Genomic DNA, 17,488 nt, shown 5'->3' on the forward strand with positions numbered 1-17,488 from the left:
AGTTTATTTACCTTTAAATTGAGGAGCACGTTTTTCTTTAAACGCATTTGCGCCTTCTTTGTGATCTTCTGTCGTTACCATTAAAGCCTGAGTAATACGTTCTTGTTCAAGCACTTCAGATAAAGATGAAGTGAGTGAAGCATCGGCAATCTTTTTAATAAAACCATATGCTTTACCAGGACCTCTAGAAAGCTTATCAGCATATGCCATTGCTTCTTCCTCTAAGCTAGCTAAAGGATAAGTTTGATTTACAATATTTAATTGTTTCGCTTCTTTTGCAGTAATAGGCTGGGCAGAGAAGAAAAGCTCTTTCGCCTTATAAGGACCGATTAAACGCGGAAGGAAAGATAGTCCCCCACCATCTGAAATTAATCCGACCTGAGAGAAACTTAATACGAAACTACTATCTTCTGCTGCTAGAATAATGTCACTAGCGAGCGCTAGATTAAATCCTGCTCCAGCAGCAAAACCATGAATAACTGAAATAATCGGCTTCTCAAGGTCCCTCATCGTAAGAACCAGTTCATTTAACTTACCAATATGTTCATAAACTTCTTTTGAAGAAGTATCCCCCATCGTTTTTACATCACCACCGGCACTGAAAGAACGGCCAGCACCTGAAAGCATAACAACTCGAATGTCGTCGTTTTCTTTCGCATCTTGAATCGCTTTTGTTAGTCCTAAGATCATTTCGGGACTAAACGCATTTAGCGCTTCAGGTCGATTAAGTGTAAGATGAAGCACAGCACCATGTACATTTACTTTAAGATGATCCGTTTTTACTGTTGTTTCCATTTTTAAACACTCTCCTTATTTTTTATACGATGAGCCAGCCACCGTCGACTAATAGATCAGATCCAGTCATATAACTCGCTTCAGGTGAAGCAGCAAATGAAATAACGTTTGCAATTTCTTCAGCCTGTCCCACTCGATTCAAAGCGGTATTTCGCTTAATTGACGCCTCAAACCTTTCATTCTTCAAACCGGCTTCTGTTAACGGAGTTTCAACAAATCCAGGGGAAACTGAATTCACTCGAATGTATGGGGAAAGTTCTACCGCCAGTGCTCTTGTAAAATTAATAACGGCTGCTTTCGCTGCACTATAATGAGGAATTTGTGCACCAGCCTTATGCCCTGATAACGAGGCTACGTTCACGATAGAGAAATCTACCATTTCTTCCTCTTTCTTTGCGGTTTCTAGCATTAATTTCCCCAGCGCCTTCGAAACGAGAAAAACACTTTTTAAATTCACATTTTGTGCATGATCCCAATTTTCTTCCGTCATTTCAAGAATGGGGGAACCTTGAGACCCTCCAGCATTATTAATTAATACATGAAGAGTTTCAGTACTTTCTTTAACGAATGTTGTTAGGTGATCAATTTGTTCCTGCTTTGTTACGTCAGCTACAAAAGTAAGAACTTTTCCTTCAAGTTCTTTAAGCTCGTTAGCCGTTTGCAACAGCTTAGCCTCTGTACGGCCAACAAGAATAACCGTTCCTCCTTCACTCGCTATCCGCTTTGCAGTCATGGCACCGATTCCGCTGCCACCCCCGGTTATCACTGCCGTTCGTCCTGAAAACCTTCCCATTTCTTTCACCGCTTTCTAAACTTCGTACTTTAATTTATTGTAGCTTTGTTTTGCAATTAGTCGATTTCGTTCTAGCGAACTTCCAAAGTCATATTTCGAAAGTTCTTGAATAATTAATCCTAATGTTTGTTCCTTTTCATCTTGAGAGAGTACGCTCATAACCAGTTTACGAGCTGACGTTTCTACTTGCAAAAGAGCTTCTTCAAGGAAAGTTCTAGCTAGCATCTGCTTCAAATCACCGACTGATTCATCCTTCTTAAATGCTCGGAGAACTGCAGCTTCACTTGCATAAAGCATAATCGCTATATTCGCAAGCTTCATAAGGGATTCTTGATGCTCCATCAGTTCTTTACCATGCTCTTTGTAGGCTATACCTGCACATACAAGAAATACATTTCGTATGCTTTGAATAGCCGCTTCTTCATTTAATAAACGATTGTTCGGCTGCATTAATGCCTGCTTCGCTTTTTCAATGTGCTCTTCAAGAAGAATTTCGCCTTTCATCGCTTTCTTAAATAAATTTCCTGGTATTAACAAACGATTCACTTCATTCGTTCCTTCAAAAATTCGGTTGATTCTGGAATCGCGGTACATCTGCTCAATTGGGTATTCCTGAATAAATCCTGCCCCGCCATGAAGTTGTAATGACTCATCAACAACTTGATCGAGCGTTTCTGATCCAAATACTTTACAAATAGCGCACTCCACGGCATACTCCATCATTTGCTTTCCAACAATCCTGTGGTCTTCTTCGTCATATAAACCTTCCATCGCACCTTCAAGTAGAGAGGCTGTCCGATATTGTAGTGATTCTGAAGCATAAATTTTAGCCATCATCATCGCTACTTTTTCTTGAGTAGCTGAAAAACCGGCAATGATTCGACCAAATTGTTTACGCTCACTTGTATGTTGTAACGCCAGTCCTAGAGCATGTTTTGCTCCTCCAGTACAAGCAGATCCCAGATTAAACCTTCCCAAATTCAAAACATTAAGAGCAATAACGTGACCTTTCCCTTTATCACCAAGAAGGTTATCAATTGGAACTAGGCAATCTTCTAAAATAACCGATCTTGTCGATGATCCTTTTATACCCATCTTCTTTTCTTCTGGCCCAAGAGAAATACCTGGAAAATTCTTTTCTACGATAAATGCCGAGAAGTGCTTTCCGTCTATTTTGGCATAAATAATAAAAGTATCTGAAAAGACCGCATTCGTGATATAAAGCTTTGTCCCATTTAAAATATAATGAGTGCCTTCCTCATTTAAAATAGCCTTGGTTTGGGATGCAAGGGCATCAGAGCCTGCGTTAGGTTCAGTTAAACAGTAAGCACCAATGTATTCGCCTGAAGCGAGTTTCGGTAAATAATGATTCTTTTGTTCCTTCGTTCCAAAATGTGTAATTGGAAGCGTAGCGATGCAAGTGTGGTTGGATTGAGCAACGCCATAACTACCTGTCCGGCCAACCACTTCTCCTACAATCCCTTTTGAAACTTTATCTAGTCCAAGACCACCATATTTCTCAGGAATGCTATGACCGAGAAGACCAAGATCACCAGCTTTTTTTATCAAAGTTACAACCTTGTCAAACTGTTGATTTTCAATCGATTCTCTATGCGGTTCAACCTCTTTAGTAATAAACTGGTGAGCTGTTTTTGCAATCATTTTATGTTCATCGGTAAAATCTTCTGGTGTGAATATATCTTCTGAACTAGAATGTTGAAACATAAAATCCGCACCAGAATGACTAGACTTGGTTTGTGTCATGATGAACCTCCTCTCGAACCACCGTTTTTTGCGCCTTCACATAAGGGACGATTGAGAAAATCCCTTCGGAAGCAACAAAACTTACTTCTTCTTCAAATCCGTACCTCTTAATCATTTCACCGACTCGCGAGGAAAGTAACACGTCCTCACCGCTTTTCGAACTACCTTCATAAAATGAAACAGCAGCACGTGAGGAATCAGTAAGCTCCCAATCGTGAGTAGTAAGCATTTGATGTATAAGATATCCAGCACCGTAGAAGTCCTCCAAGGCAAATTCGCCGGATGAACCCGAGCAAACAATCACAATCGTTTCCTCTCGGTGACTATCATTGAGCTTTTTTGCGATGGCATGACCGTTCAGTAACGAAGCCACATACACTCGTTTAGCTTCTCTCGTTCGTTTAATTGCTACGGTTCCATTTGTAGTTGATAATATTAACGTTTTTCCTTTAACAGCTTTCTTTAATTGCAATGGATTAGGATCTAGAAACCCTTCAATTGTTCGCCCTTCATACTCACCTGAAAGCAAATAACTTCCTTCAGGTAACGTTTTCGCTTCTTGCAATGCTTCGTGTTGATCTAGAACAGGAATAACCCGTTCTGCACCAAATTCAAGTGCTGAGGTTATGGTTGATGTTGCTAGAAGAATATCAAGCACAACCGCAATTTTTTCTTCACTAATTTTTGCCTGATCAATATCTTCCTTTTTTAAAACGACATGTATTTTTCCCATATGAACTCCTAACGCTTTACTTTGGCATTGTCACGAGCATGTGCAATTAAACTCGCTACAAACTGATTAAGATGACGAAAGCGTTCATCCGATGTTTGACCCATTTTCCAGCGATAATAGATTTGCTGACAAATGACAGCAAGTTTGAAATAAGCAAATGTTAAATAGAAGTTCATTTGCGAAACATCACGCCCTGATTTAGTAGCATAAGACGCAATAAATTCTTCTCTCGTCATAAATCCATTCATAACAGTTACTGGTGCTTTACCCATGCCCTTTTTTAAGATTTCTGGGTCATCTTGTTGCAACCAGTACCCCATTGCGGCACCAAGATCAGCCAGAGGATCACCAACGGTTGTCATTTCCCAATCGAATAAACCTACCATTTTGCTATAGTCTTCCTGATCAAACATCGCATTGTTTAATTTATAGTCGTAGTGAATCACAGTAGGGCTTTGTGATTTAGGGATATTCGAAGCCATCCATGTCGTCAATTCATCAATACCAGGAATATCATCTGTTTTCGAGCGGTTATATCGTTTGATCCAGCCGTGCACCTGACGTTCCATGAAACCATCAGGGTGAGTTACTTTACTTAAATTTGTCCGCTTATAATCAACACTGTGCAAATCAATTAGCGTATCTACCATCGTTTCTGAGATCCTTCTGCACAACTCTTCAGTAGGTTGAACGCCATCAGGAAACGAGGTGTCAAGCACAATTCCCCTTCTTCTTTCCATAAGAAAGAATGGGGCATCAAGTAAAGTTTCATTATAGATGTATGGTTTTGGTGCTAGTGGGAAAACGGGATGTAATTCTCTTAAAATCGTATACTCTCGTTCCATGTCATGCGCTTTTGGAGCAACTGGACCAAGAGGCGGTCTTCTGAGAACTGCTTCCCACTCACCAATCGATAGCTGATACGTCAAATTTGAGTGACCTGTTCCAAACTGTTCAACTATGAGAGGATCATCACTCAGATGTTCAATGTTTTCCTTAATATACCTCTCTAGTTTCTTTAGATCGAGCTGTTCTCCATCTCGGACAGGTATCGTATCGTGTGAATAGGTCATACGCCACTCTCCTGATTACGTAATATTCAGTCATTTACCCTTAAAAAACACCACGCTTATAGCAGTTGATAAGATTCCTCAAGCTTACTTCGCAATTCATCCGGTATAACTTCGCTTACTTGTTTCTTAAAATCATAATAGACGACAGTCGCTTCACCTTCAGCTACTACACCATCACTTTCCGTATCCTTTATATAGTGCATGAGCGTAAAGCTTTTTGTGCCAATTCGCTTAACAGTCGTTTCTACATGAAGTGACTGTTTAAAATAAGCTTGTTTTAGAAAATCACATTTCGTAGAAACGAGAATAAATGGCCAAGCGTCTGTTCCAGAACGTTTACCTAGATAATCAAAAAATTGTACACGTGCTTCCTCGAGGTATATAAAGTAGCTTGTGTTATTAACATGGCCAAGCGCATCCGTTTCACAAAATCTTACTCTCACACTTGTATGAACGCTCATATCGATTCCTCTTTTCTATTACTTATGAGTAAAAGCAGGCTTTCTCTTTTCGATAAATGCTTGAACGCCTTCTTTAATGTCATCTGTTTGGAAAACTTCCTCGAATAATTCCGCCTCAAGCTCAACAGCTGATTCAATTGGAAGATGAGCTCCTTTATTCACAGCGTGTTTAATTCGTGATAAAGCCTGTAGGGATTGTCCGGTTATTTTGGCAGCAAGCCCCTGCGCATAAGCCATTCCCTGGCCCGACGGTACAACGTGATTTACTAGGCCATATCGATCGGCTTCTTCTGCAGAAATCGGTTCTCCTGTAAACATCATTTCTTTTGCTTTTGCTTCTCCAATCAGTCTAGGGAGCCGCTGAGTTCCCCCACCACCTGGGAAAAGACCTAGCTTTATTTCAGGAAGTCCAAGTTGAGCATGCTCTTCAGCAATACGCATATCGCATGTCATCGCAAGTTCACATCCACCGCCGAATGTTAAACCATTAAGAACCGCAATTGTTGGCTTAGGAAAGTGATCAAGATAGTTTAATACCTGATGAGTTTCCATCACGATATCTTTAAACCCTGTATGTCCAATCCACTCAGGAAATTCCTTAATATCTGCACCAGCCATGAATGCTTTATTACCAGCACCTGTTAAAATCACTGCAACAGCATCTTGATTGGCTTCTAACTCTGTAAATACTTCAAAAAGTTCTGTAGATACTTGCTTACTCATCACATTTAAAGGGGGATTATTAATCGTCACAACCGCTGTTTTCTCATGAATTTCATACGTTACCATTTTCATTAATTTTTCACTCCTTCTTTTGTATAGTCATACCAGCCTTTACCTGTTTTTCTTCCTAATGTTCCAGCTTTCACTTTATCTTCTATCGCCTTTGAAGGTTTATCCTCTGGATTACCTGTTTCATTATAGCGTTGCTGCATCACGTAATAACCTACATCAATTCCTGATAAATCCATCAATTCAAACGGACCGATCGGATGATTTAAGGCTTTTCTACAGATGAGGTCAATATCTTCAAAATCAGCGATGCCTTCCTCATATAAATACATCGCTTCTTTTTGTAAGGCACCAAGAATACGATTCGCAACAAAACCGGAAATCTCTTTCTTTAACAATACACCTGTTCGATTAATTTGCTCACAAACAGCCATTGTAAGCTTAGCTGTTTCTTCCGACGTTGCATCGCTCATAACAACTTCCACACAATCCATCACTAGTGGTGGGAAGAAAAAGTGCATATTCACTACTTTATCTTTACGATTCGTTGCGGACGCAATTAACGAGTTCACAATCGTTGAACTATTCGTAGCAAGAATTGTATTCGGATCTGCTAGTTGATCGAGCTTTTCAAATACCTCTCGTTTCACATCTAACTTCTCTACAATTGCTTCAATGATAAAATCAGCTCGAACAGCAGCTTCTTCAAGACTAGTCGTGAATTGGAGGCGTTCAAATGCTGCTGATTTTTGTTGTTCGGTTATCTTCCCTTTTGAAACCCACTTTGACATAATTCCTTCAAGCTTTTCTCCAGCTTCTTTTAGTGCTTTTTCATTGATATCTTGAATGGTTGTTTCATAGCCACCAAGTGCGCAAAGCATCCCAATTTGGTGACCCATTGAACCTGCTCCCAATACTGTAATGTTCTTGACTTCATCGATTTTCATACCTTTTCCTCCTTAATTAACTAACCGGTTAGAATGTTTGGGTCGAAAGCGTTTACATTATAGTGAAATGAGAAAGGAAAGCTTATTCGCTTTCCTCTATTCCGTTTAGTACCATATCCACAAAAATGCTAGCTACTTCCTTATCTGAAACTGGACCGTTTGGTTTATACCACTGATACGTCCAGTTTGTAATGCCAAGAATGGCAAACGTCACAATCCCAATATTGAGATCACTTTTGAATTCTCCGTTTTCAACACCTTGTTTTAAGAGATCCTGAAAGTAATAGCGAATTTGATCACGCTTTGGAAGAATTTCGGCTAAGTTTTCTTCTTTCAAGTTTTTCATCTCACGGAAGAAAACTCGTGCACTATGACCTTCTAATTCGACGTTGTGAATTAACATGTACACCATATCGTATAGCTTAGTTTTACAATCTTTCGACACATCTTCTAAAATTTCCTTTTGTTGCTTAATCATTCCGTCGATATAAGAAGAGTGAATATCCATCAGCAATTCTTCTTTACTCTTAAAATAGTAATAAAATGTGCCCTTCGTTACGCCAATGGCATCGACAATATCTTGAATTGACGTTTCACTAAAGCCTTGCTTCTCAAAAAGCTCAATACTTTTGACAGTCAGTTTGTGTTTCATGCTAGTACCCTCTCAATCTATCAATGTTCATTGATTAAGATTATATCATATGGAGGCTACTCAGAAGCATCCTTAGCTATACTTGACGTGCTTCATCGCGAATGGATCTTCTTAAAATTTTCCCTACGCTAGTTTTAGGGAGCTCGCTACGGAATTCGACGATCTTTGGCACTTTGTATGGAGCCATTTCATCCTGACAATAAGAAACAACTTCTTGCTCTGTTAATTCAGCTCCTGGCTTCTTAACGATAACCGCTTTGACAGTTTCACCACGATAAGGATCCGGAACACCTACTATGACAGCTTCCATAACAGCAGGATGTTCATATAGAACCTCCTCAATATCACGCGGATAAATATTATACCCACTAGCAATAATAAGGTCCTTTTTGCGATCAATAATGGAAATATACCCATCGCTGTCCATCTTTGCAATATCGCCTGTATATAGCCAACCATCTCGCAATGTATTAGCCGTTTCTTCTGGCATGTTCCAGTACCCTTTCATAATTTGTGGTCCTTTAATCACCAGCTCCCCTGACTCACCAATCGGAAGCTCTGTTTTCCCTTCACCTAGATCGACAACCTTATACTCCGTTGAAGGAAACCCAATTCCAACACTACCAGGCTTACGTTCACCGAATGGTGGATTTACATGAGTCGTCGGTGAAGCTTCACTCAATCCATATCCTTCGAGTATTTTAGCCCCAGTTTTCCTCTCAAATTCCTTCATTAATCCAACGGGCATTGGGGCGCTTCCGCTATTACAGGTCCGAATGCTACCGAGATTATACTTTTCTGCATCAGGATGATTTGTAAGTCCTACATACATCGTTGGGACGCCTGGAAACATTGTTGGTTTTTCGGTTTCGATCGTCTTCAATACTTCATCAACATCGAATCTTGGTAAAATCACGCTCTCCGCACCAATTCGAATTGACAAATTCATACAAGACGTCATTCCAAAAACGTGAAATAACGGAATGACCGTTAGGCACTTCTCTTCACCAAAGATAAACTCTCCTTTAAAGAATTCAAGGCTTTGCTCTACATTTGCAATTAGATTACGATGAGTGAGCATTGCTCCTTTTGATCTCCCAGTTGTCCCACCAGTATATTGAAGTACGGCGATTTCTTCCTTTGGATCGACAGAAATTTCGTTTAGTTGCTGAGTTGAGCTTTGAATAAATTGGTCAAAGGTCATATCTGGAGCGAAAGATACCTCAGTAGGCTGAAGGGAAACAACAATAACGTTTTTCACATTCGTTTCATTCTGTATCGCTTTTAATCTTGGATAAAGGGCATCATAGATCACAATCGTTTCCGCACCTGAATCCGCTAATATGTACTGAAGTTCGCGTTCAACGAGCATTGGATTAATTTGTGTAATGGTTCCTCCTGCTCTTAATACACCATAGTAGCTAATAGCAAACTGTGGACAGTTAGGCAGCATGAGGGCGACACGATCTTTTGGTTGCATTTGAGAGGTATTCTGAAGCGCAGAACCAAATGCTGAAGAAAAGTGCCCCAGCTCACGGTACGTTATTTTTTTCTGATAGAAAGATAGCGCAACATGATCTGGATAATCGTTCACTGTTTTCATTAACATATCTTGAAGTGAAATGTTCGGAATGTCAATCGTACTGGAAATCGATTCAGGGTAATGCTTAAACCAACTCTTTTGCTCGTTCATGCTTACACCTCCGAATAATTAAAACGTTAATCCTCCTCCGTCAACAAGAAGGCTAGTTCCTGTTACGTATGAGGCCTCATCCGAGACTAGAAACAGCACGGCGCTTGCAATTTCTTCTGGTTGTCCTACCCTTTTTAGCGCATTGGCTTTTGAGATAATGGGCCATTTACGATCGTCTTCCTTCCATGGTGTAACAATATTCGTATCGATAACACCTGGACACACAGCATTCACTCGAATATTCTTACCTCCGTATTCAAGTGCAGCATTTTTCGTTAATGTAATCACCCCGCCTTTAGAGGCATTGTAAGGGGCCATGAATTTTTTCCCCTTTAGTCCTAGAAGGCTAGATGTATTAACAATGGAACCACCATTTCTTTTTTCCATTAACGGAATACTGAATTTCATTCCTAGAAAAACGCCTCGTAAATTAATCGACACGACACGGTCCCATTCATCAACGGACATATCAGCTAACTTTACTTCTTCATTACTAACACCAGCATTATTAAAAAGAATGTCGAGTCCACCATAATGCTTTCCACATTCTTCTACAAGCGCTTTCATATCTCCTTCATTTGCTGTGTCTGTTTTTACAAAAATGGCATCACCTCCCATTTCCTTCACTTGTTCGACAGTTTCCTCTCCAGTTTCAGAGTGAATATCTGAGATAACTACTTTCGCCCCTTCATTTGCAAAGCGAATGGCAGTCGCTCTTCCAATTCCTCCTCCGCCTCCAGTAACAATCGCGATTTTATCCTGCAGCCTCATTTTACGCCTCCCTTATTCTCTTTCAAGTATTGTAGCGATCCCCTGACCTCCACCAATACAAGCTGTAATCAGCGCATATTTTCCATCTCTACGATCAAGCTCATAAACTGCCTTTGTGGCTAAAATCGCTCCTGTTGCCCCTAATGGGTGACCATGAGCAATAGCGCCTCCATTGACGTTCAGTACATCATGGTTCATGTTAAGTTCTCGATCACATGCAAGTACCTGTGCAGCAAACGCTTCATTAATTTCAATTAAATCCATTTCCTCAAGAGATAATCCAGTTTGCTGCATAACTTTATTTGTAGCAGGAACAGGTCCAATTCCCATAATATTAGGATCTACTCCGCTTACAGCATATCCTTTAACTACGGCAAGTGGTTTCAAACCGAGCTGCTCTGCTTTTTCACGCGACATGACAATGAGAGTGGATGCCGCATCATTTAAGCCTGAGCTAGATCCAGCTGTCACCGATCCTCCCTTCTTGAAGACAGGTGCCAAGGAAGAAAGCCGTTCCAAAGTAGTTTCGGGTCTAGGATGTTCATCCTTTTTCACTTCAATTGGGTCACCCTTACGAACAGGAACATGAACAGAAGCAATCTGCGAGTCAAAATATCCCTCTACCATAGCTTTACCCATTCGTTCCTGACTTCTTAGTGCAAACTCATCTTGTTCTTCTCTAGAAATTTGATATTTCTCTGCTAAATTCTCGGCTGTAATTCCCATTGGAGGATCTCCAATTTCATGAGGGGAAAGCCTGGATTTCATAAAGCGTGGTGGCATTGTACTATATGGTTTTGAAGGCTTTTCCATTAAATAAGGCGCTTGACTCATACTTTCTGCCCCTCCGACAATATAAACGTCTCCGTCTCCCGATTTAATCGCCTGTGCAGCAAGATTAATCGCATTCAGTCCGGATCCGCACTGTCGATCGATTGTTAAACCTGGTATAGAAAGCGGAAGACCAGCCTGCAATGCTGTCAGTCTAGCGATATTTCCGCCACCTCCAATAACATTTCCAAAGATCACATCATCGATTGATTCAACCTCCAAATTGATTCGAGCAACGGCTTCCTTAAGAGCGATTGCCCCAAGCTCGTGTGCTTGAATCCCAGCAAACGCTCCTCCTTGCCTACCAATAGGTGTTCTTACGCTTGAGACAATAACTGCATCACGTTTCATATTAGCTTCCTCCCCCATTACATTGCATGTTGTCCACCATCAACAATTAAAATATCTCCTGTTACATAATTAGAAGCATTTGATGCTAGAAATAGTGCTGCCCCTTTTAGATCATCATCTGAACCAAAGCGATTAAGTGGAGTCGTTTCTAACATTTTTTCGCCACCTGCATCAATCAATCCCTTCGACATTTTTGTAGGGAAGAATCCTGGTGCAATCGCATTAACATTTATGTTATAGCCACCCCACTTTACAGCAAGGTCTTTTGTAAATGTGATAACGGCTCCTTTACTCGTGTTATAACCAATCGCGTCCATATAGCGTGGATCAGCACCACCAAGACCTGCGACAGAAGCAATGTTAATGATTTTTCCACTTTTTTGGTTAATCATTTCTTTTCCAACAGCCTGTGCAAAGAGAAATGTCCCAGTTACATTAACTTCCATAACTTTATGCCATGCTTGAAGTGGCATTTCAACGACTGGCGCACCCCATGATGCACCGCTGTTATTGACAAGAATATCAATACGACCAAATTCTTTCATCGTTTCATCTACAACATGCTGAACTTGCTCTTGATTCGTTACATCACATTCAAAAGCTAGAGACTTTACTCCGGCTTTCTGTAGCTCCTCACTAACAGCTTCACAAGCCTCTCGTTTCCTTGAACAAATAACTACATTAGCTCCAGCTTCTGCAAATCCTTCTGCGATTTGCTTACCAAGTCCTCTTCCACCTCCTGTAACAATCGCAGTCTTACCAGTTAAGTCAAACAGTTGCATAACGTTCATCCTATATCCCCCTCGTTATCTATACTTCTTCAATTCTTGTCTTGCTACTGCGCTACGATGCACTTCATCCGGACCATCAGCCAGTCTTAGCGTTCTCGCATTAGCCCAGTGAGCAGCTAGCGTATAATCATCACTAACTCCAGCACCGCCAAAAGCTTGGATGGCGCGATCAATAACACGAAGCGCCATATTAGGAGCCACTACTTTGATCATCGCAATTTCTGCTTTCGCTTCTTTGTTCCCAACTGTATCCATCATATAGGCCGCTTTTAAGGTAAGAAGTCTTGCCTGTTCAATTTCAATACGAGAATCAGCGATCCATTCTCGAACAACACCTTGCTCAGATATTTTCTTCCCGAACGCTTCTCGTTCTTGTACGCGCTTACATAAATCTTCAAGTGCGCGCTCTGCCGTACCGATTAATCTCATACAGTGATGAATTCGACCAGGACCTAGTCGCCCTTGAGCAATTGCAAAACCTTTTCCTTCTTCCCATAGCATGTTTGTAGCTGGTACTCGAACATCTTTATATTCAATTTCAGCATGTCCGTGCGGTGCGTGGTCATACCCAAAGACAGGAAGAACACGTTTTATTGTCACCCCTTTCGTATCAAGAGGAACAAGAATCATCGACTGCTGTTCGTGCTTTGATGCGTTCGGATCGTTTTTGCCCATTACAATAGCAATTTTGCACCTAGGGTCACCTGCACCTGACGACCACCACTTTGTTCCGTTGATAACGTACTCATCACCATCACGTTCGATTCGTGCTTGAATATTTGTAGCATCAGATGACGCAACATCAGGTTCTGTCATTGAGAAACAGGAGCGGATGTCCCCAGAAAGAAGAGGTTCAAGCCATTGTTCTTTTTGCTCGACTGTTCCGTAACGGACTAATACTTCCATATTTCCAGTGTCAGGTGCCGCACAGTTAAATACTTCAGGCCCAATCATAGAACGCCCCATTACTTCACAAAGAGGAGCATATTCAGCATTGGTAAGACCTGCGCCATACTCACTATCTGGAAGAAAAAGATTCCATAATCCAGCATCTTTCGCTTTCTGTTTTAACTCTTCCATAATTGGTGGAATGGCAGACCACCTACTATCTTGCGCTGAAAGCTGTTCTTCATAGACTTTTTCATTAGGGTATACATTCTCATCCATAAATGCCGTTAATTTTTCAAGATACGATAAGCAACGCTCTGAATAGTCGAAATTCATCATTTGTTGGCTCCTTTTACCAGTTATCTAACTAACCGGTTGGTATGTTCTTGTAATAATTATAAATTTATTATTCAAAATATTCAATACAAATGTTAAAATTTAAAATCCTGTTGGCCAATTAGCTAAATTTCTATTGCTTTTTGAACCGTTTTTATAACACGCCAGTTCAAGGGTTCTGGCAAGAAACACCCGCGTTTCGCCTGGATCAATGACATCATCGATTAAATGCTTCGCGGCTGCTTTATAAGGAGAACTATCAAAGCTCCATTCCTCTAAAAGCTTCTCTCGATCCTGTTTCGGATTTTCAGATTGCATTAATTCTCTGCCATAAACGACATTCACACCAACTTCTGGTCCAGTAAAATTAATTTCTGCTGATGGCCAGGCGACGACAAAATCCGCTCCCATTGTTGGGCCACACATATTCCCGTAAGCTGCCCCTACACTTTTTCTGATGACTACGGAAAGTTTCGGAACCGTGGACTGCGCTAGAGCCTGATTCCACATCATAATTTTCGTCGGGATTTTTCCCTTTTCTGCTTCGGAACTTACTCGGAACCCTGGAATGTCGTGAAGGAAAATCAAAGGTATATGAAATGAATCACACATACAGATAAAATCAGTCGCCTTTTCACATTCCTGTACACCAGCAGCACCTGCATATTTCATCGGTTGATTTGCAATAATCCCTACTGTCCTTCCTCCTATTCTTGATAGAACAGTTAAGAGAGCAGGTCCAAACTCGGGTTTAAGTTCAAAGAACTCCCCGTTATCGACTAACTCTTTCAACACCTTTTTCATGTTATACGCACGATTCCGTTTCTCTGGAACAATTGAAAGTAGCTGATCAACTCGCCTTTCGAGCGAATCCTCATTGTGACATAATGGTGGTTCCTCTTCACTATGCGAAGGAAGATAGCTTAAGAATAACTTCAATTGATCAATGCATTCCTCTTCCGAGTCTGCAGATTGATCAATCTGACCTGTGTGCTTATGATGAATTTCAACACCTCCTAGCTGATTCTCTGTTATTTTCTCTCCAGTTGCAATCTCAAGCATTCTTGGACCAGCTACCCCCATGCACGTCCCATTCAGCTGTGTCACAAAATCCGAAGACACCGCTAGCCATGTTGGTCCTCCGAAACTATCACCTAAAATCGCTGTGACCATCGGAACTTCACGATGATGCATTAACATTTCTTGAGGGAAAAGCTTATCACTAATACCATCAGAGCCCATTCCATCTGGCATTCGGAGACCTCCCCCTTCACTTAAATTAACTAATGGTAAACCTCTCTTTAATGCATACGCGTGAGCAGCTTTTGTTTTTCGAATATGGACAGCACCTTCTGTACCTGCAAATACTGTTTTATCACCAGCTTGAACTACTATCGGGCGTCCATCTACCCGAGCAACTCCACAGATCACACCGTCACCTGGACTTTTTTCCTCTAGTCCTGGAATATCAGACGAGGTTAATTTACCAAGTTCAAGAAAGGACCCTTCATCAACTAGTAGGGCAATTCGCTCCCTAGCTGTCTTTTTACCTTTTGCATGAAGCGCGTCGATTTTATGTTGTCCCCCCATACGCTCTGCAAAAACTCTACGATTCTTTAACTCTTCTACAATATTCTCCATAATCTCACTCTCCTTATCTATCTTTTAACAGTCTTCTCAATACTTTACCTGAAGATGTTGCGGGTAAGCTCTTTCGAATTTCAATCACTTTTGGTGCTTTATAAGCTGCCATATGAGCTTTCGCCCATGCTAATAATTCTTCTATAGATCGATTTGAATCGTTAGGGTCAAGGACAATGACAGCTTTAATGATTTCTCCTTTTTGCTGATCAGGTATTCCGATAACAGCTGTTTGCATAATGGCTGGATGTTCATTCATTAGTGCTTCTACATCTTCTGGAAAAACGCTATATCCTGAGCTCTTTATCATTTCTTTTACTCGACCTTTAAAATACAAATATCCTTCTTCATCAAGGTGACCAATGTCGCCTGTATGAACCCATCCGTTTTTAAGCGTAGCCGCAGTCTCTTCGGGTCGATTGTAGTACCCTTTAAACACACCAGGGCTTTGAATAATAATTTCTCCTTCTTCATAAGGTGGTAGCTCATCCCCACTCTCAAGACCGACGATTTTAATGGTAGTATGATGAATCGGAATGCCACAACTCCCATACTTAATGTTTTCTTTTGGCATAAAAGTGTCACATGTATGCGTCTCACTCAATCCATAAGAAGCTTCATAAAGCAAACCGCCCGTTATTTCTTTCCATTGATTTGCTAGTTTTTCAGTTACTTGGAGCCCGAAACTCGTCGCTAGGTTTAGTCGAAGGGAAGTAAAATCACGCTGTTCAATATTTGGTATTTGCATGATCGCTCCATTCATTGGAGCAATGCTATACCACATTGTAATACGATGATCCTCAATTGTACGAACTACGGTTTCTGGGTCAAATCGACTTAGTAACACCGTTTCATTGCCACTATAAACTGGAAGATTGACGCCCATAACCATTCCAGCAATATGACATAACGGGGCATTGGCCAGTAGCTTTTCACCTTCCCCTACTTGATTACATGTCATTGTTGCAGCGGTTTTATATAAAGCGTTTTCATAAGTTAACATAGCTGCTTTCGGTCTTCCTGTTGTGCCAGATGTAAACACCATCAGAGAAACGTCATCTAATTGAACTTTAGCAGACTGAAATAGATTCGATTCTGTTTCAAAAAGTGATTCAAGAGTCGTAAACCTTGAGGCTTCCTCGGAGTTAAGTAATTCTTGCGGTACGAGAGAGAGATTTTCCTGCTGAATAAGTGATTGATAAGAAACCGTAACAATAAAGGAGAGACTATCTTCCATTTCGTGAAGCATTGGCAATAGTTCTAGGCCGGATACTATACCTTTGATATCTCCTTCGCTTATTAAATATGAAAGCTCTGATGATTTATACATTGGGTTTAATGGTACAACAACTGCCCCGAGCTTTTGGATCGCATAATGGGAAATAAGATATTGCGGACAGTTTTGCATAAATACTGCCACGTGATCGCCTTTCGTTACCCCGATCCTTGCCAAATAATTAGCCAATTGATTTGATCGCTCACTCCATTCCTTCCATGTCAATTCGTAACCATAGTAATGGATTGCTGTTTGATTTGGTGAAACTTCGGCATTTAATGCAAGATATTCATGAAGCGGCTTTTTCCCATTTAAGTATTCTAACGTTACTGGAACAGCTTCTGGCCAACTCGTTTTCATTTTTTTCATAATAGCCTCCTTCATACTGACCGTATGGTATGTCTTTCGTTTATCATACATGTAGCCGTTCTCACTATTCAATATAAAATTCATGTTTTACATAGATAAAATTGGGAAATAGTGTTTTATCACTTTGAAAGGAAGAATGAAGATGAATAAAAACTTATACCAGCTCACACAAGAATATGAAAAATTCACCGATGACTGCAAAGGTGAAACCGTTCCAGAATTTGTAGAGAATTTCATATATGGCTCAATGGACTACAACGAACAGAACCTTCCTAAACTAACGGAAGAAATGGGGAAACAAGCTCAGAATCAAGAACCAGAAGAATTTAAAAGAGCTTTTGACGAAATGCTCCTATATCTAAGAGATCGATTTATGGCGCTCGATCCAGATAAAGAATATTGGCCACTTCACTACCGTGAAGGCGTTAGCGCATTTGTAGCGATGATTGATGGGTTAATCGTTCAATATTTCTCAGGACTATATACAGTAGAAGAATTGAAAGAGCGTACTCCACTATTTGCTGCGGTCATTCTTAATGGATTCGTTGGTGTTAACGAAAACGAATATGAAGCTCTATCGACAGATTAATT

17 protein-coding genes are annotated in these 17,488 nt (G+C 40.6%); 1 reads left to right on the forward strand and 16 read right to left on the reverse strand.

The genetic code is table 11. The features are described from left to right. Positions 1-3 precede the first annotated feature (3 nt). The 16 genes from AC0VYJ_RS12145 to AC0VYJ_RS12220 all read right to left on the reverse strand — a co-directional run bounded on the left by AC0VYJ_RS12145 (position 4) and on the right by AC0VYJ_RS12220 (position 16,897). Positions 4-795: an enoyl-CoA hydratase/isomerase family protein gene (locus tag AC0VYJ_RS12145; protein WP_475365289.1), complete on the reverse strand. Its 792-nt coding sequence runs from the start codon at positions 793-795 to the stop codon at positions 4-6. A gap of 22 nt (positions 796-817) precedes the next feature. Further along, entirely contained in the window at positions 818-1,588 is a 771-nt protein-coding gene (locus AC0VYJ_RS12150) for an SDR family NAD(P)-dependent oxidoreductase (protein ID WP_475365290.1), read from the reverse strand. A gap of 15 nt (positions 1,589-1,603) precedes the next feature. Then, positions 1,604-3,352: an acyl-CoA dehydrogenase family protein gene (locus AC0VYJ_RS12155; protein ID WP_475365291.1), complete on the reverse strand. Its 1,749-nt coding sequence runs from the start codon at positions 3,350-3,352 to the stop codon at positions 1,604-1,606. Continuing rightward, positions 3,333-4,085, reverse strand: a complete 753-nt coding sequence (locus AC0VYJ_RS12160; protein WP_226613382.1) for a 2-phosphosulfolactate phosphatase — start codon at positions 4,083-4,085, stop codon at positions 3,333-3,335. The genes AC0VYJ_RS12155 and AC0VYJ_RS12160 overlap by 20 nt, the downstream gene beginning before the upstream one ends. A gap of 8 nt (positions 4,086-4,093) precedes the next feature. Next, positions 4,094-5,158, reverse strand: a complete 1,065-nt coding sequence (locus AC0VYJ_RS12165) for a phosphotransferase family protein (RefSeq protein ID WP_475365292.1) — start codon at positions 5,156-5,158, stop codon at positions 4,094-4,096. A gap of 56 nt (positions 5,159-5,214) precedes the next feature. Then, positions 5,215-5,619: an acyl-CoA thioesterase gene (locus AC0VYJ_RS12170; RefSeq protein WP_430242862.1), complete on the reverse strand. Its 405-nt coding sequence runs from the start codon at positions 5,617-5,619 to the stop codon at positions 5,215-5,217. 18 nt (positions 5,620-5,637) lie between these two features. Then, a complete protein-coding gene (locus AC0VYJ_RS12175; RefSeq protein WP_194221801.1) occupies positions 5,638-6,414 on the reverse strand; it encodes an enoyl-CoA hydratase in 777 nt (258 codons plus the stop codon). After that, positions 6,414-7,298: a 3-hydroxyacyl-CoA dehydrogenase family protein gene (locus AC0VYJ_RS12180; RefSeq protein ID WP_475365293.1), complete on the reverse strand. Its 885-nt coding sequence runs from the start codon at positions 7,296-7,298 to the stop codon at positions 6,414-6,416. Before AC0VYJ_RS12180 ends, AC0VYJ_RS12175 begins: the two co-directional genes overlap by 1 nt. Before the next feature lie 82 nt (positions 7,299-7,380). Continuing rightward, positions 7,381-7,950, reverse strand: coding sequence for a TetR/AcrR family transcriptional regulator (locus AC0VYJ_RS12185; RefSeq protein ID WP_194221803.1), 570 nt, complete (start codon positions 7,948-7,950; stop codon positions 7,381-7,383). A 76-nt stretch (positions 7,951-8,026) separates the two neighbouring features. Continuing rightward, a complete protein-coding gene (locus AC0VYJ_RS12190) occupies positions 8,027-9,643 on the reverse strand; it encodes a long-chain-fatty-acid--CoA ligase (protein ID WP_475365294.1) in 1,617 nt (538 codons plus the stop codon). 18 nt (positions 9,644-9,661) lie between these two features. Continuing rightward, the gene (locus tag AC0VYJ_RS12195; protein ID WP_475365295.1) at positions 9,662-10,414 is read right to left on the reverse strand and encodes an SDR family NAD(P)-dependent oxidoreductase; all 753 of its coding nucleotides are present in this window, start codon (positions 10,412-10,414) and stop codon (positions 9,662-9,664) included. Between the two features lie 12 nt (positions 10,415-10,426). Continuing rightward, positions 10,427-11,596, reverse strand: a complete 1,170-nt coding sequence (locus AC0VYJ_RS12200) for a thiolase family protein (RefSeq protein ID WP_475365296.1) — start codon at positions 11,594-11,596, stop codon at positions 10,427-10,429. 17 nt (positions 11,597-11,613) lie between these two features. Continuing rightward, positions 11,614-12,387: an SDR family oxidoreductase gene (locus tag AC0VYJ_RS12205; RefSeq protein WP_194221807.1), complete on the reverse strand. Its 774-nt coding sequence runs from the start codon at positions 12,385-12,387 to the stop codon at positions 11,614-11,616. A 15-nt stretch (positions 12,388-12,402) separates the two neighbouring features. Beyond that, positions 12,403-13,611 (reverse strand): acyl-CoA dehydrogenase, encoded by a 1,209-nt coding sequence (locus tag AC0VYJ_RS12210; RefSeq protein WP_475367486.1) that lies wholly within the window; start codon positions 13,609-13,611, stop codon positions 12,403-12,405. A 102-nt stretch (positions 13,612-13,713) separates the two neighbouring features. After that, complete coding sequence (locus AC0VYJ_RS12215; RefSeq protein WP_475365297.1) at positions 13,714-15,252, reverse strand: acyl-CoA carboxylase subunit beta; 1,539 nt, start codon at positions 15,250-15,252, stop codon at positions 13,714-13,716. 13 nt (positions 15,253-15,265) lie between these two features. Next, on the reverse strand, positions 15,266-16,897 hold the full coding sequence (locus AC0VYJ_RS12220; protein ID WP_475365298.1) for a class I adenylate-forming enzyme family protein: 1,632 nt from the start codon (positions 16,895-16,897) through the stop codon (positions 15,266-15,268). 142 nt (positions 16,898-17,039) lie between these two features. On the opposite strand from AC0VYJ_RS12220, the gene AC0VYJ_RS12225 reads away from it, so the two are divergent. Next, positions 17,040-17,486 carry a hypothetical protein gene (locus AC0VYJ_RS12225; RefSeq protein ID WP_430242888.1) on the forward strand — a complete coding sequence of 149 codons (447 nt, stop codon included), beginning with the start codon at positions 17,040-17,042 and terminating at the stop codon, positions 17,484-17,486. Positions 17,487-17,488 lie beyond the last annotated feature (2 nt).

This window comes from Anaerobacillus sp. 63XJN7_5_ISO-PGPR-S23-430 (genome assembly GCF_056173695.1).

Coding starts and splice junctions, on each gene's coding strand:
- AC0VYJ_RS12145 (WP_475365289.1), bottom strand. CDS start 795: ATGGAAACAACAGTAAAAACGGATCATCTTAAAGTAAATGTACATGGT.
- AC0VYJ_RS12150 (WP_475365290.1), bottom strand. CDS start 1,588: ATGGGAAGGTTTTCAGGACGAACGGCAGTGATAACCGGGGGTGGCAGC.
- AC0VYJ_RS12155 (WP_475365291.1), bottom strand. CDS start 3,352: ATGACACAAACCAAGTCTAGTCATTCTGGTGCGGATTTTATGTTTCAA.
- AC0VYJ_RS12160 (WP_226613382.1), bottom strand. CDS start 4,085: ATGGGAAAAATACATGTCGTTTTAAAAAAGGAAGATATTGATCAGGCA.
- AC0VYJ_RS12165 (WP_475365292.1), bottom strand. CDS start 5,158: ATGACCTATTCACACGATACGATACCTGTCCGAGATGGAGAACAGCTC.
- AC0VYJ_RS12170 (WP_430242862.1), bottom strand. CDS start 5,619: ATGAGCGTTCATACAAGTGTGAGAGTAAGATTTTGTGAAACGGATGCG.
- AC0VYJ_RS12175 (WP_194221801.1), bottom strand. CDS start 6,414: ATGAAAATGGTAACGTATGAAATTCATGAGAAAACAGCGGTTGTGACG.
- AC0VYJ_RS12180 (WP_475365293.1), bottom strand. CDS start 7,298: ATGAAAATCGATGAAGTCAAGAACATTACAGTATTGGGAGCAGGTTCA.
- AC0VYJ_RS12185 (WP_194221803.1), bottom strand. CDS start 7,950: ATGAAACACAAACTGACTGTCAAAAGTATTGAGCTTTTTGAGAAGCAA.
- AC0VYJ_RS12190 (WP_475365294.1), bottom strand. CDS start 9,643: ATGAACGAGCAAAAGAGTTGGTTTAAGCATTACCCTGAATCGATTTCC.
- AC0VYJ_RS12195 (WP_475365295.1), bottom strand. CDS start 10,414: ATGAGGCTGCAGGATAAAATCGCGATTGTTACTGGAGGCGGAGGAGGA.
- AC0VYJ_RS12200 (WP_475365296.1), bottom strand. CDS start 11,596: ATGAAACGTGATGCAGTTATTGTCTCAAGCGTAAGAACACCTATTGGT.
- AC0VYJ_RS12205 (WP_194221807.1), bottom strand. CDS start 12,387: ATGAACGTTATGCAACTGTTTGACTTAACTGGTAAGACTGCGATTGTT.
- AC0VYJ_RS12210 (WP_475367486.1), bottom strand. CDS start 13,611: ATGAATTTCGACTATTCAGAGCGTTGCTTATCGTATCTTGAAAAATTA.
- AC0VYJ_RS12215 (WP_475365297.1), bottom strand. CDS start 15,252: ATGGAGAATATTGTAGAAGAGTTAAAGAATCGTAGAGTTTTTGCAGAG.
- AC0VYJ_RS12220 (WP_475365298.1), bottom strand. CDS start 16,897: ATGAAAAAAATGAAAACGAGTTGGCCAGAAGCTGTTCCAGTAACGTTA.
- AC0VYJ_RS12225 (WP_430242888.1), top strand. CDS start 17,040: ATGAATAAAAACTTATACCAGCTCACACAAGAATATGAAAAATTCACC.